Origin of the sequence: Anaerocolumna sp. AGMB13020, from assembly GCF_033100115.1 — a bacterium.
Lineage (GTDB): Bacteria > Bacillota > Clostridia > Lachnospirales > Lachnospiraceae > Anaerocolumna.
Genome location: NZ_CP136910.1, coordinates 3,970,271 through 3,983,971 on the forward strand (window position 1 = coordinate 3,970,271; position 13,701 = coordinate 3,983,971).

The 13,701-nt window shown below is 38.2% G+C and carries 12 protein-coding genes, 2 tRNA genes and 1 other annotated feature; of the genes, 10 read left to right on the top strand and 4 right to left on the bottom strand.

The features are described 5' to 3' along the window. Positions 1-156: 156 nt before the first annotated feature. Positions 157-1,568 (bottom strand): IS3 family transposase gene (locus R2R35_RS16440; RefSeq protein WP_317730922.1). Its coding sequence is split into 2 segments (ribosomal slippage): positions 157-1,091 and positions 1,091-1,568, totalling 1,413 coding nucleotides; the frame shifts between segments, so codons are not numbered across the junction. A gap of 163 nt (positions 1,569-1,731) precedes the next feature. Between R2R35_RS16440 and R2R35_RS16445 the strand changes: the two genes are divergently transcribed. After that, positions 1,732-2,907 (top strand): ISL3 family transposase, encoded by a 1,176-nt coding sequence (locus tag R2R35_RS16445; protein WP_317730923.1) that lies wholly within the window; start codon positions 1,732-1,734, stop codon positions 2,905-2,907. A 279-nt stretch (positions 2,908-3,186) separates the two neighbouring features. On the opposite strand, the gene R2R35_RS16450 is transcribed toward R2R35_RS16445, so the two are convergent. Beyond that, complete coding sequence (locus R2R35_RS16450; RefSeq protein WP_317730924.1) at positions 3,187-4,473, bottom strand: O-acetylhomoserine aminocarboxypropyltransferase/cysteine synthase family protein; 1,287 nt, start codon at positions 4,471-4,473, stop codon at positions 3,187-3,189. Positions 4,474-4,796: 323 nt separating this feature from the next. Next, complete coding sequence (locus tag R2R35_RS16455; protein ID WP_317730925.1) at positions 4,797-5,234, bottom strand: RrF2 family transcriptional regulator; 438 nt, start codon at positions 5,232-5,234, stop codon at positions 4,797-4,799. A gap of 339 nt (positions 5,235-5,573) precedes the next feature. Here R2R35_RS16455 and R2R35_RS16460 point away from each other — a divergent pair, with 339 nt between their 5' ends. From R2R35_RS16460 to rlmB, 9 genes are all read left to right on the top strand, one after another. After that, the gene (locus R2R35_RS16460; RefSeq protein WP_317730926.1) at positions 5,574-6,092 is read left to right on the top strand and encodes a cytidine deaminase; all 519 of its coding nucleotides are present in this window, start codon (positions 5,574-5,576) and stop codon (positions 6,090-6,092) included. Positions 6,093-6,229: 137 nt separating this feature from the next. Continuing rightward, positions 6,230-6,302: transfer RNA gene (locus R2R35_RS16465), tRNA-Val, on the top strand. A 73-nt stretch (positions 6,303-6,375) separates the two neighbouring features. After that, positions 6,376-6,449 (top strand) — tRNA-Met (locus R2R35_RS16470). Between the two features lie 112 nt (positions 6,450-6,561). After that, a complete protein-coding gene (gene ispF / locus R2R35_RS16475; protein WP_317730927.1) occupies positions 6,562-7,125 on the top strand; it encodes a 2-C-methyl-D-erythritol 2,4-cyclodiphosphate synthase in 564 nt (187 codons plus the stop codon). Positions 7,126-7,167: 42 nt separating this feature from the next. Then, on the top strand, positions 7,168-8,310 hold the full coding sequence (locus tag R2R35_RS16480) for a GNAT family N-acetyltransferase (protein WP_317730928.1): 1,143 nt from the start codon (positions 7,168-7,170) through the stop codon (positions 8,308-8,310). Positions 8,311-8,388: 78 nt separating this feature from the next. Next, positions 8,389-8,612: a binding site (T-box leader), on the top strand. 262 nt (positions 8,613-8,874) lie between these two features. Then, positions 8,875-9,585 (top strand): serine O-acetyltransferase EpsC, encoded by a 711-nt coding sequence (gene epsC / locus R2R35_RS16485; protein WP_317730929.1) that lies wholly within the window; start codon positions 8,875-8,877, stop codon positions 9,583-9,585. A 184-nt stretch (positions 9,586-9,769) separates the two neighbouring features. Continuing rightward, positions 9,770-11,200: a cysteine--tRNA ligase gene (gene cysS, locus R2R35_RS16490; protein ID WP_317734804.1), complete on the top strand. Its 1,431-nt coding sequence runs from the start codon at positions 9,770-9,772 to the stop codon at positions 11,198-11,200. Continuing rightward, positions 11,185-11,643: a Mini-ribonuclease 3 gene (locus R2R35_RS16495; protein WP_317730930.1), complete on the top strand. Its 459-nt coding sequence runs from the start codon at positions 11,185-11,187 to the stop codon at positions 11,641-11,643. Before cysS ends, R2R35_RS16495 begins: the two co-directional genes overlap by 16 nt. A gap of 149 nt (positions 11,644-11,792) precedes the next feature. Beyond that, positions 11,793-12,533 (top strand): 23S rRNA (guanosine(2251)-2'-O)-methyltransferase RlmB, encoded by a 741-nt coding sequence (rlmB, locus tag R2R35_RS16500; protein ID WP_317730931.1) that lies wholly within the window; start codon positions 11,793-11,795, stop codon positions 12,531-12,533. A gap of 102 nt (positions 12,534-12,635) precedes the next feature. On the opposite strand, the gene R2R35_RS16505 is transcribed toward rlmB, so the two are convergent. Then, positions 12,636-13,454, bottom strand: coding sequence for an EcsC family protein (locus tag R2R35_RS16505; RefSeq protein ID WP_317730932.1), 819 nt, complete (start codon positions 13,452-13,454; stop codon positions 12,636-12,638). Between the last annotated feature and the right edge of the window lie 247 nt (positions 13,455-13,701).

Here is a 13,701-nt window from a genome sequence, read left to right on the forward strand (position 1 = left end):
TTATAAAGGTGTAAGGAATCAATGAACCTTACACCTTTTTTCGTTACTAAATTTTATTGGTTCTATAATAAATGTTGGGGTATGTTGAAAAATATTGATGTGACCCCAATAAGTTAGACTTTATTGCGTAGTAGTTTATAATTGCTACGCAATTATTTATGCAGCCGTGAGGCTAAGCCTGTATTCCACAGGGCTCATCCATCCTAGTTTCTCTTTAATTCGTTTCTCGTTATAATACTTTATGTATTTGTCTATTGTCCCTTTTAGGTGCTCATAGCTGTAATAAATCATACCATAATACATCTCCTGTTTCATAATTCCAAAGAAATTTTCCATAACAGAATTATCATGACAGTTTCCTTTCCGGGACATACTTTGGAAGACTTTATTTTCTTTCAGAGTATAACTATAAGCCTTCATCTGGTAAGCCCATCCTTGATCCGAATGAAATGTACGCCTGTACTTACAATCGCTTGTAATTTTAATGGCTTCATTTAAAGCATTCATTATATTCTCGGCAGATGGTCGTTGTGAAACACCATAGCTAATTATTTCTCTATTACACATATCCATAAATGGATCCAGATAGAGTTTCTTGATAATTATTCGTCCTTTATCATCTATATCATAATACTTAAATTCAGAGGTGTCTGTTGTAATCTTTTGGTGTGGAATATGAGTTTCAAACCTCCTATGAATTCTATTAGGAGCAACCTTACCCACCTTGCCTTTATAAGAACTGTATTTACGACTTTTCCTGGTAAACGAAGTAACTTGAAGACCTAGCTTCTGAACAATTCGTTGAACACATTTCTTGTTTACAACGAGTCTCTGTTTTCTTAATTCTCCATAAATCCGACGATAGCCGAAATCCTTATTTTCCTTTCTAATTTCAAGGATTCGTTGTTCGAGATCCTTATTTGGCTTTTCTCTATCAAAGCGTTTTTGCCAGTACATATAGGTCGCTTTAGGAAAACCTGTGAATGCGAGAATATCTTTTAGTTTGAAGTCTCCTCGGAGGCTGTGGATGATTCTCGCTGTTTTTTCAGAAGAGCTTCCTCCTCTAAACGCAGCCTCCTCAGTTCTTTTAAATAGGTATTCTCTATTCTTAACTTGAGATTTTCATCTTCAAGTTTTTTTAAATACTCAGAATTATTGCTTGTAGCTTCGATATTTGTAGATTTGCTTTCTTTTGGCTCAGACACTTTGGAACGCCGCCCCTTTCGTTTGGTTCGTAAAGCATCAGGACCAGCAATTCTAAAATCATTTACCCACTTAGTAATTAAAGGTGGATTGTTTAAGCCAACTGATAGAGCCAACTCCTGATAAGAGACCTCTGTTGATAAATATAACTCTACCACATGAAGTTTAAATTCAAAAGCATATGTTTCGTTTTTCCTAGAACGCATTAATCCTCTATTACCTAATTCTTTATACGCATTTACCCATTTACGTATTGGTGTATTTGAAGAAAATCCATATTTCTTAGCTAAAAAATCAACTCCGCCCTGTTGTTTAAGATACTCTTCAACTATTTGTTTCTTAAATTCAAAACTATATTTTGCCATGAAAAAACTGACCTCCCAATCGTTAGATTTTTAGGTCTAACTTTTGGGGGTCAGTTCACATACTTCCAACATTGTTAAGTTTATATTAAAATACATCTATACAAAGCCTCTTATAGAATGAACGTCGTCCAAAACACACATTTTAAAAGGAGGTTTTATATAGATGCACTCTAATTGTACCAAGAATCTTTTAAATTTAGAAGATATTTTTATTAAAAAAATTGTTCATGGTGATCACCATGTTAGGGTATTTATTGAGACTAATCCTTCCTTTCAGACTTGCCCATCCTGCGGTAATCAAACCAAACGCATTCACGATTACCGTTACCAGCATATTAAGGATCTCCCTTTTCAGATGAAAGATACATACTTAGTCCTTAAGAAAAGGCGATATGTTTGTAAGTGTGGAAAAAAGTTTACTGAAAAATATCCTTTTCTTCCTTCTTATCAACGGCGTACTTTACGGCTCTCCTATAAGATTATTGACCAGCTCAGAAATCTCGTAAGTATCAAGTCCGTTGCGGAAGCTACGAATGTATCGGTAAGTACTGTTACTAGGCTTTTGGACACCGTTAGTTATCCTGCCCCCTCTCTTCCAGAATGCATATCCATTGATGAATTTAAGGGAAATACGGATGCCGGTAAATATCAATGCATTCTTACAGATGCCAGAAAACATCGTATATTAGACATCTTACCAGACAGAACGCAGAGCCACTTAAGTTCCTATTTCAGAGAAATGAATCGCGCGGAACGCTACCGCGTAAAATTCTTCGTTTGTGATATGTGGGAACCTTATGTAAATCTGGCAAAGGCATACTTCCCCAACGCAATCATTATCATTGATAAATATCATTTCATAAGATACGTTACATGGGCCATTGAAAACGTCAGAAAAAGGCTCCAAAAAACAATGCCTGCAAACTTAAGAAAGTACTATAAGAGAAGCCGTAGGCTAATTTTAACTCGTTATAAAAAACTAAAGGAAGAGAACAAAAAGGCCTGTGATCTCATGCTACTTTATAATGATGATCTAAGGAAAGCCCATTTTCTAAAGGAATGGTTCTATGATATTTGCCAGAACGAGAAATATTCCTATCAGCGAACAGCTTTCTGGGATTGGGTTAAGGCAGCTGAAAAATCAGGAATTCCGGAATTTGAAGAATGTGCAAAGACATACCGAAACTGGTCAGAAGGAATACTAAATGCCCTCAAGTATAAATACACGAATGGCCCCACCGAAGGCTATAATAATAAAATCAAGGTGCTCAAGAGAATATCTTTTGGAGTCCGAAACTTCAAACGTTTTCGGACAAGAATAATACACTGCTCTATTTGATTAGATTGGACGACGTAAAATTAAGAGGCTTATTTGGCATGCCCAGAAACATCAATTATAGATGTAATTACCAAAATAGCTCTAAATATAGCAATGGAGCGGGATTCAAAGAATCCCACCCCAACTATTGACACAGAGCCATTTTATTTTCGTTAATTTCATGTTACCGAAAGCTGAATATAAATTACTATCGGGAAAGATGGGTAGTGCTGCAGTCATATAGTATTATTATTCATCTTACGATGCATCTTGTTCTATACATAACTGGATTATAGCGTATTACTCACCGAAAGCCTGGTTTAAATCGTAGATCAAATCCTCTACGTGTTCCGTTCCAATAGAAAGACGAATGGAATTCGGTTTGATACCCGATGCTAGCAGCTCTTCTTCATTCATCTGGGAGTGAGTAGTGCTGGCAGGATGGATTACCAGTGATTTTACATCTGCAACATTGGCAAGGAGAGAGAAGATTTCCAACTTATCAATGAACTCAGTAGCTTCTTTTGCACCGCCTTTGATTTCAAAGGTGAAGATAGAACTTCCACCATTAGGGAAATACTGATTGTATAGATCGTGGTAAGGATTATCCTTAAGAGAAGGATGATTTACCTTTTCTACCTTTGGATGCTTTGCCAGGAACTCAACAATTTTTAATGTATTTTCCACGTGGCGTTCCACACGGAGGGAAAGGGTCTCAAGTCCCTGCAGGAAGAGGAAGGAGTTAAAGGGACTGATGCATGCTCCGGTATCTCTCATAAGGGTAACTCGAATCTTTGTAACATAGGCAGCGGCACCTACTGCTTGGGTGAATACTACGCCATGGTAGCTGGGGTTAGGTTCTGTAAGATAAGGGAATTTACCGGAAGCTTCCCAGTCAAACTTACCGGAGTCGATAATCACACCACCGATAGAGGTTCCGTGTCCTCCGATGAATTTGGTTGCTGAATGGACTACTACATCGGCACCATATTCAATGGGGCGGAGGAGATAAGGTGTAGCAAAGGTGTTATCAACGATTAAAGGAATCTGGTTATCGTGAGCTACCTTGGCAATGGCGGCAATGTCAATAATATTGGAATTGGGATTGCCAAGGCTTTCAATAAAGATAGCTTTTGTATTCGGTCTAATGGCTTTGGCAAAACCGTCCTTTTCATCAGGGTCCACAAAGGTTGTGGTAATACCGGATTCTTCAAGGGTATGTGCGAATAAGTTATAGGTACCGCCATAAATAGTCACTGCAGATACAATATGGTCTCCGGCATGGGCTATGTTTGTGATAGCATAATGAATGGCAGCAGATCCGGAAGCTGTTGCAAGTGCGGCAATCCCTCCTTCAAGTGCAGCAATTCTCTGCTCGAATACATCTGAGGTAGGATTCATAAGACGGGTATAGATATTCCCTCCTTCTGACAGACCGAATCTTCCGGCTGCCTGCTTTGCATCTGCAAAGACATAGGATGAGGTCTGGTAGATGGGTACACAACGAGCATCAGTAGCGGGGTCGGGATTCTCCTGGCCAACATGAAGCTGCAGGGTTTCAAAATGATATTTGCGCTTTTCTGACATAAAACTCCACCTTTCATTATTGTTTATAATATGAAACACGCAGTTAACAGTAAAGACATTTGAGATAGCGAAATGAATTCATTATTAACTGCGAGTTATATATAAGCTGATTTAAGCTGTTAACTGCTTCCAAATATAAAATACTGATTTATCTTAAGGTTTTTTATATTTGGAAGCAGATAAGACTTAAATCCACCTTATAATTAATTGTAAAAAATACATATCGTTGTATCCATTTAACCTGTTTTCAGAGTATACTGCAAAGGGTTGCGGTATGCAAGAGAACGGTGTGATATAACGCAAGCTGGTTTACAATAAGTAGGTTAAATTATATAATCATTACCTGTCATACTGTTCTGCTTATCCACAAGATCTGCCAGAGTAATATTATCAACGACATTATTGATGGCTTCATACATCTGTTTCCATACGTCCAGGGTTGCACATTGTCCGCTTCTGGTACAGGGGTCTGCATCATCCTCCAAACAACTTACTGGAGCAAGGCTTCCTTCGATAAGCCGTAAAATACTGCCTACAGTATATTCTTCAGGAGCTTTGGCAAGACGATAACCTCCCTGTGCACCGCGAATACTTTTTACAAAACCGGCTCGGCTGAGTTGAGTAATAATCTGTTCCAAATATTTATCTGAGATTTCCTGTCTAGCAGAAATGCTCTTGATTGTCACGTATTCACCAGTATTATGAAGAGCCAGATCCAGCATAAGGCGCAGAGCATAGCGGCCTTTTGTTGATATTTTCATAGGTACCTCCTTCATGATAAGTTACTATACCCTATATTAACATTGGAATAGTAGGATTTCAAGGTCTTTTGCAAAATATTATAATCTGTAATTTAAATTCCATACATTTTTAGCGTCAACATTCTATATAATTAATAAATAAGGTATTTTTCTGTCCATAACGGTTAAAAATGTTTTCTTATATATCCTATACTTGTTTTATTTATATTGCAAGAATATTTATTGATTAATGAATTATTTGATGATAAAATTAGCTTATAAGTGGAATTTTGTTTTTTCTATATATAATTAGTTCAACTTTTAGAACGACCACAAAAATGCAATCAAGGAGATGATTCCATGGGAGAACATAATAACACAAAGGAAGGAAATGAACTTGCCTGCAGGCATGAAGGACAGCTTGTCCCAGCGGATAAGAAGGAAATAGCGGGAGTTATTAATGCAGATACCTGCAAGATGCTTATAAGAGAAGCAATTGATAGTTTGAATTATTCTTATACCCCTTACTCAGGATTCAAAGTAGGTGCGGCTCTTTTGTCTAAGAGTCTGAAAGTGTATAAAGGCTGTAACATAGAGAATGCTTCCTTTACTCCAACGAATTGTGCTGAAAGAACAGCATTTTTTAAGGCAGTAAGTGAAGGAGAGAAAGAATTCATGGCAATAGCCATAGTTGGTGGCAAGAATGGGGTGCTGACCGATTACTGTTCACCCTGTGGTGTATGCAGACAGGTCATGATGGAATTCTGTAATCCGAAGAATTTTCTTATAATTCTTGCGAAATCAGAGCATGATTATTGGCTGTATACTTTGGAGGAATTGCTGCCTTTAGGTTTTGGACCCTCGGATCTGGAGAAATAATTGAATTATAATAGAGTCTGCTTCGCCGCAAGTTTTAAATTTTTTTAATTTTTAGAACAAAACAGATAAAAAGTGCTTGACAAAATAAGCCTGTCCAAATATAATATAAAAGTACCTGTTGAGAGACATGTACGAATGGGATCTTAGCTCAGCTGGGAGAGCATCTGCCTTACAAGCAGAGGGTCATAGGTTCGAGCCCTATAGGTCCCATTTTTATGAAAAAGCAAAGAAAATTTAAGTCATAATCATAATGTTTATAGACTGAAGGCATTTGCTCATATATGGCGAAGTAGCTCAGTTGGCTAGAGCATGCGGTTCATACCCGCAGTGTCGGCGGTTCAAATCCGTCCTTCGCTATTAAAAAGATTGTCTTACTGACAGTCTTTTTTTGTAATATAAATAATACAAAATATATAAAGGAGTAATTGCACCAGGCGTTTTCTTAACGTTTAGGTGCAATCAGATAGATATGAGAATAGGATCAGGCTATGATGTTCACAGGCTGGTTGAAGGCCGTGACTTAATCATCGGAGGCGTTAAAATTCCTTATGAAAGAGGACTTTTAGGACATTCTGATGCAGATGTATTAACCCATGCAATTATGGATAGTCTCTTAGGTGCAGCAGCTTTGGGAGACATTGGAAAGCATTTTCCGGATACGGAGTCCAAATATAAGGGAGCTTCCAGTCTGGAGCTTTTGGCGCGGGTGAAAGAGTTACTGGAGGAGAATTTTTATCTCATTGAGAATATTGATGCAACAATTATTGCACAGCAGCCCAAAATGGCTCCTCATATTGAAGCGATGAGAGAGAATATATCCAAAGTACTTGGAATAGAAATAAATCAGATTAACATTAAAGCTACCACAGAAGAAGGACTTGGATTTACCGGAGAAGGTCAGGGAATCTCCAGTAATTCCATATGTCTGTTAACTTCAGTTGCAGACTACCGTTATGATGAGAGAACCAGGGTATTTGGTGAGGAAAGCAGTGGTGGGTGCAGTGGCTGCAGCGGTTGCTCGAAGAACAAATAAGAGATTTGTTTAAGATACCGTTGCAGGGAAAGCAGGTGAAGAATGGAGTACAAAATATATACTTCTCTGGAGGAAGCAAAAGAAGACGGAAATGAAAATGTCAGAGAGGATGTTTACCGGCTGTGGCAGGAATGCTTCGGGGATTCAATCTCCTATACAGACTTTTATTTTGAGTGGGTAGTTCCCTATAATCGCATCTTTACTCTCTACAAAGGGGACAAGTTATGTTCCATGCTTCATCTTAATCCATATACCTTCGAAATCTGGGAGGTAGAGGTAAAAGCAGATTATATCGTAGGTGTGGCTACAAAAGCGGAGGAAAGAAGAAAGGGTTATATGGGATTATTGATAAAGGAAGCCCTGGATGCAATGTATCAGGAGGAAAAACCATTTACCTACCTGATGCCGGCGGCAGAGAGTATCTACTATCCCTATGAATTCAGAAGCGTTTATTTTCAGGAAGACTGGATCCGTAAAATGAAGCAATATGGTCAGAATGGCAAAGAGAATACAGAAATCCAAGTGGTGAAGCTGGGAATGTCGGACCTGGAGGAAAGAAGAATACTTACTGAATTTACCGAGGAACTGCTTAAGAAATACCATAAATATTATGTCTTAAGAAGCAGAAAGTATTATGAGAAGCTTTTAATTGAAATGGAAAGCGGACAGGGTAGCATCGCAGTTATCAAAAAGGATGGAATACCTGTAGGTTATGCGGCATATATGTTAGAAGATGGCCTGCAAATTGCAGAATGTCTTTATGAGCCGGATTTTGAAAAAGAAGTCTTTCAATGCCTTTACCAAGAATTTTCTTCTCATTTAAGAGAGAAGGTTGAGCCCTTTAAACCATCCATTATGATACGTATTGTGAACTTAAAGGTTTTTCTGGAAGGGTTAACGGCTTCCGAAGAAGTTGCCCTTATAATAGAAGCCAAAGATGACAGAATTACCTGTAACAACAAAAAAATGCTGCTGACACTTAATGAAGATGGCGGTTGTGTTGTTGATTCAGAAGAAACACCTCATCTGTACGGAGATATCGGAGACCTTACAAGTCTGTTCTACGGGCAGTTAGGTGTTCAGGAAACAAAAGCGCTGATACAGAGTGAGAAGAAGGAGGAGGTTATGAAGCTCCTTTCGAAAATAAACCTGTATAAAGATGTTTTTATTAATGATGTTGTATAATTGCAATTGACATTTTTACCGCTTTTGCATAGAATGGTATATAGATTAATGAAACAAATATTAGCTATTAAATATAGAAAAAAAGCTATGAACAGAAAAGTAATCCGTAGGAAGGCAGCAGAGATAGGATGTCACCGGCTGAAAGCATCCTTTACCTGATTTCGGATAAAGTGCATCTGGGAGCTGATTAGGTGAGACCATGGGTTTAGCTTAGTCCGGTATAGGCCGTTATCCGATTAAGTGTGCAGAATATATATAAGCTGCATAATAGAGTGGAACCGCGGAATAACTTCGTCTCTAATTAGAGACGAAGTTTTTTTATTGGCTGGAATTTCGCCTGGTAACATAAAAAGCTCAGTTGAGACTTTTTCTTTTGTTTTAGAATATAATATTTAATGCATAATAAGTTTATCAGATGGATTCAAATTTAGGCTTACGGAGGATTCTCACGTATATGGTTCTTTGACTAGGATGGGTTCTGACAGTAATGGTACTTTGTTCTACATAGATAGTACAACAGATAGTTAGAGTTTCTATTATAAGGTATTGAAAAGGAGGAAGCAAATGGGTATCATAAAATATATTAAAAGTGAAATTGAAATAATCAAAGAGAGAGATCCCGCCATCCGTACACCTCTGGAGGTATTCCTGTATCCAAGCTTTAAAGCAATTATAAGATACCGTATAGCAAATAAACTCTATAAGCATAAACATTATTTCCTGGCCAGATGGTATTCACAAAGAACAGCCAGGAAGACAGGTATCGAGATACATCCCGGTGCAACTATTGGAAAAGGGCTGTTCATTGATCATGGTCACGGTGTGGTCATAGGTGAAACCGCTATTATAGGAGATAATGTTACTTTATACCAGGGCGTGACACTGGGGGGTACCGGGAAAGAAAAGGGAAAAAGGCATCCAACCATCGGAAATAATGTCATGATAAGTGCCGGTGCTAAGATACTCGGTTCTTTTACCGTAGGTGAGAACTCCAAAATTGGAGCAGGTTCTGTTGTATTATCAGAGGTGCCGCCAAATTCTACAGTTGTAGGCGTGCCCGGACATGTAGTAAAACGGGATAATATGAAGGTTCCGAGAGAAGATATGGATCAGATACATCTTCCCGATCCAGTGTTTATGGAACTCCTTAGCCTGAAATCAGAAAACATTAAATTAACAGAGGAGATCAAACAGCTCCAATTGAATTTTCAGCTGATGGAGGCACTTAATAACAGGCCTAAAGATGAAATATCCTTTGATAACAGTATGCTTTAAGAATTATTCGAAAGAGCTTTAGATAGATTATCAATAGTACTACAGGTAATGGAAGCACCCTGATTTATGGCCCTACAGCATCTGAAATTGGATGCTGAAGGTATTGTGAGCAGGTGTGATATAAATGAAGAAATACAAATATTATTATCCGGGAAGTGAATGGATATACAGAAAAGAGGTTATCATGAAAATCTATAATACCCTTACGAAGAAAAAAGAAGAATTTGTTCCTTTGGAAGAAGGCAAGGTGAAAATGTATGTCTGCGGTCCAACAGTGTACAATCTGATACACATAGGAAATGCCAGACCTATCATTATTTTTGACACGGTAAGACGTTATTTTGAGTATAAGGGCTATGAGGTGAATTTTGTATCAAACTACACAGATGTGGATGATAAAATAATAAAGAAAGCGATTGAAGAAGGGGTATCTGCTTCTGAAATATCCGAACGTTATATCTTAGAACTAAAAAAAGACGTGGAGAGACTGAATGTAGAACCGGCCACCTATAATCCCAAGGCCACAGAAGAAATTGAAGGGATGGTTGAGATGATTACCTCCCTTATTGAAAAAGGTCATGCATATGAAAAGAATGGTACGGTATATTTTCGTACCAGAAGTTTTGAGGAATATGGCAAGCTGTCCAAGAAAAACATTGATGATCTGGAAGCCGGTATCCGTATAGCTGTAAGCGAAGAGAAAGAAGATCCTATGGATTTCGTACTTTGGAAACCTAAAAAGGACGGAGAACCCTTCTGGGAATCTCCCTGGAGCCAGGGCAGACCCGGATGGCATATTGAATGCTCTGTGATGAGCAAGAGATATCTTGGGGAGCAGATTGATATTCATGCCGGCGGAGAGGATCTGGTATTTCCTCATCATGAAAATGAAATAGCTCAAAGTGAAGCCTGCAACGGCAAGGAGTTTGCAAAATACTGGATGCACAATGCCTTCTTAAATATTGATAATAAAAAAATGTCCAAATCAGCCGGAACTTTCTTTACCGTAAGAGAAATCACGGAGATTTACGATCCTCAGGTGCTTCGTTTCTTTATGCTGAGTGCCCATTACAGAAGTCCTATTAATTTCAGTCAGGAGCTTATGGAGTCTTCTAAGAATGCACTTGACAGAATACTTACGGCGGCAGCTAATCTTAAATATCTGATAGATAATGCAGGTAAGGTGGAAAGTGCAACGGTTGCAAGTGTCAGCGGAACTTCCCTGCAACAGGGAGAAGAAGAGCTGATTGCAGATATAGAAAAGCATCAGGAGAAATTTGAAGCGGCCATGGAGGACGATTTCAACACAGCTGATGCAGTAACAGCTGTATTTGAAATTGTAAGAATAGCAAATACCAATGCAAGTTCTGCGTCATCAATGTTATTTCTAAAGGCAGCACTTGATAAAATCACACAGCTCCTGAACGTACTTGGAATTAAAGCTTTAAAACAGGAAGAACTGCTGGCAGAAGAGATAGAGCAGTTGATTCAGGATCGTCAGGATGCCAGAAAAGAGAAGAATTTTGCAAGAGCGGATGAGATAAGAAACCTCCTGCTTGAGAAGGGTATTGTACTGGAAGATACAAGAGAAGGTGTAAGATGGAAAAGAGCGTAGACAATGGCTTGATCAGTATCTTAAAGGAGACTTTCTCGCTTCCGGATACGGATCTTAAGACGTATTCACCTTTAACCCTTGCATTTATCGGAGATGTAGTATACGATTTAATTATCAGGACACTGGTAGTAGAGCAGGGAAATGCTCCGGTGAACAAGCTTCATAAGAAGGTGAGCAGTATGGTTAAAGCTTCTGCCCAAATGGAGCTGTTTCATCGTGTTGAGGACATGCTTACAGAAGAGGAGCTGGTGGTGTACAAAAGAGGACGTAATGCCAAATCCTTTACCACTGCCAAAAATGCCAGTATAACAGAGTATCGTACTGCAACAGGCTTTGAGGCGCTGATTGGATATCTGTATCTGGACGACCGTCTTAACCGTGCCCTTGCTATTGTAAAGACAGGAATTGAAAGAGGAAGTGCAGAAGAGAGTGAAAAGGCATAATACTCTTAACCTGTAAAAGCTGATAGAGGTATGTGTCAGTTGAAAGGTCGGGTTAAAAGCATGACTTGAGCTGTTTATAGACATGAAGCGGTGGTTTATACTATCCCCTGAGTGTAGTTTAAATAAATATAAGAAAAGAAGAGGAATACATGAGATACGAGGAACTTACCATTGAAGGCCGTAATGCTGTAATAGAGGCATTTCGTGCCGGAAAAACCATCGACAGACTGTTTATATTAGATGGCTGTCAGGATGGCCCTATAAAGTCCATCTTAAGAGAAGCAAAAAAAGGTGACACAATTATAAACTATGTAAAAAAAGAAAGACTTGACCAGCTTTCAGAGACAGGAAAGCATCAGGGTGTCATCGCTTATGCTGCAGCTTATGAATATGCAGAGATTGAGGATATTCTAAATGCCGCCAAGGAAAAAGGTGAGCCTCCTTTTATAATCCTTCTGGATGGAATAGAAGATCCCCACAACTTAGGCGCAATTATCCGTACGGCTAATCAGGCAGGGGCTCATGGCATTATAATACCCAAGAGAAGGGCGGTAGGACTTACAGCCACAGTTGCCAAAACCTCAGCAGGTGCAATCAATTATACACCCGTAGCGAAAGTAACAAATCTGGTTGCCACCATAGAAGAATTAAAGGAACAGGGTCTCTGGTTCGTATGTGCTGATATGGAAGGTGAAGTAATGTACAAGCAGAATCTGAAAGGGCCAATTGGACTTGTTATCGGAAGTGAAGGAGAAGGAGTTGGAAGACTGGTAAAGGAAAAGTGTGATTACCTGGCGAAGATTCCAATGTTTGGAAATATTGATTCCCTAAATGCGTCTGTTGCTATGGGAGTTCTCTCTTATGAAATTGTAAGACAAAGAATGGCTTAAATGAATGAAAAATCTCCTGAAAGAGCTTTAGACGAGCTTTTTCAGGAGATTTTTCATTATAAGGCGGGGATTTAAGAGTAAAGAAAAAACGAGGAATATATTCTAGTCTGTTATGGTATTGGCATACTGTTCATTGATTTTTTTGAGCAGATAACGTTTCTTATATTTTATTTGACTGTATGCAGTTATTTTCTTGATATAACTATGATTGATTACGCCGCCTATTGCTCCTACAATAGGAGTTCCCTGAATGAATTTGGCGGTTAGGAGAGCCTCTGAGAAGCAGGAGGAGGCGGCTTTCATTTCCTTTTTTATATTAAGAGCAGGAACATTTCCATTCTCAATAGCATAAGCCAGTTGGTCGATACGCATATTTAATTCCCTTTGTTCTTTTCCTTTTAAGAGGGAGGCTTGAATTAAAAGCAGCAGATATGCTTTCTCTTCCTCTTTCTCATTGGTGAAACCATAACTTAAGGAGATTTCGTTTATTGATTTTATAATGAGGCCCAGAAATACCGGTATATCCGGAAGTCCGATGCCAAATAAACCAAGGACACTTCCCTCAACAGCAGAGAAAGCAGAATTAAAACGACTGGAATTAAGAGAAGGGTTATCCAGATCTTTGATATGTTTTTTTGTCAATTTCTTGTTCATGGCCTGGTTGTTGATGTCGTAATCCACCAGTATGCTGTTTTTGTTATAGGTCTTTTCAATAACATCAATTCCTTTTTCGTAGATCAGTTCAAAGGCTTTAAAAAAAGCTTTATCCAAAGTATTCTTTAAATTTGCGGGTATTTTATCCCGAACCTTATCAAGGAGAGGATTTATTTTCTGATTCAAATAGGTGTTGTCCTTACCTTGTAAGAATAGTTCTTCTTTTTTATTGATTTCTTTAATCTGCTCCTCTAATAAATGCTTCATAAGCTTATCCTTTCTTTTATTACGGTCTGGGTTTCTAGTAATCCATTATATGATAATAACGATAATATATAAATACTTTCTGTTAAATTCTAATATATTATTAATTTTTCTGTTTTATAAAAGAAAATGATAGTGGTTTAATAACTCAATTATATTCATTTGATCAAATAAAAGAATAAATAACTGGAAATTCTCCAAATCCTATGATATACTGGTAATTATTAATATAAAATACAAAAATCAAGGA

Coding starts and splice junctions, on each gene's coding strand:
- R2R35_RS16445 (WP_317730923.1), top strand. CDS start 1,732: ATGCACTCTAATTGTACCAAGAATCTTTTAAATTTAGAAGATATTTTT.
- R2R35_RS16450 (WP_317730924.1), bottom strand. CDS start 4,473: ATGTCAGAAAAGCGCAAATATCATTTTGAAACCCTGCAGCTTCATGTT.
- R2R35_RS16455 (WP_317730925.1), bottom strand. CDS start 5,234: ATGAAAATATCAACAAAAGGCCGCTATGCTCTGCGCCTTATGCTGGAT.
- R2R35_RS16460 (WP_317730926.1), top strand. CDS start 5,574: ATGGGAGAACATAATAACACAAAGGAAGGAAATGAACTTGCCTGCAGG.
- ispF (WP_317730927.1), top strand. CDS start 6,562: ATGAGAATAGGATCAGGCTATGATGTTCACAGGCTGGTTGAAGGCCGT.
- R2R35_RS16480 (WP_317730928.1), top strand. CDS start 7,168: ATGGAGTACAAAATATATACTTCTCTGGAGGAAGCAAAAGAAGACGGA.
- epsC (WP_317730929.1), top strand. CDS start 8,875: ATGGGTATCATAAAATATATTAAAAGTGAAATTGAAATAATCAAAGAG.
- cysS (WP_317734804.1), top strand. CDS start 9,770: ATGAAAATCTATAATACCCTTACGAAGAAAAAAGAAGAATTTGTTCCT.
- R2R35_RS16495 (WP_317730930.1), top strand. CDS start 11,185: ATGGAAAAGAGCGTAGACAATGGCTTGATCAGTATCTTAAAGGAGACT.
- rlmB (WP_317730931.1), top strand. CDS start 11,793: ATGAGATACGAGGAACTTACCATTGAAGGCCGTAATGCTGTAATAGAG.
- R2R35_RS16505 (WP_317730932.1), bottom strand. CDS start 13,454: ATGAAGCATTTATTAGAGGAGCAGATTAAAGAAATCAATAAAAAAGAA.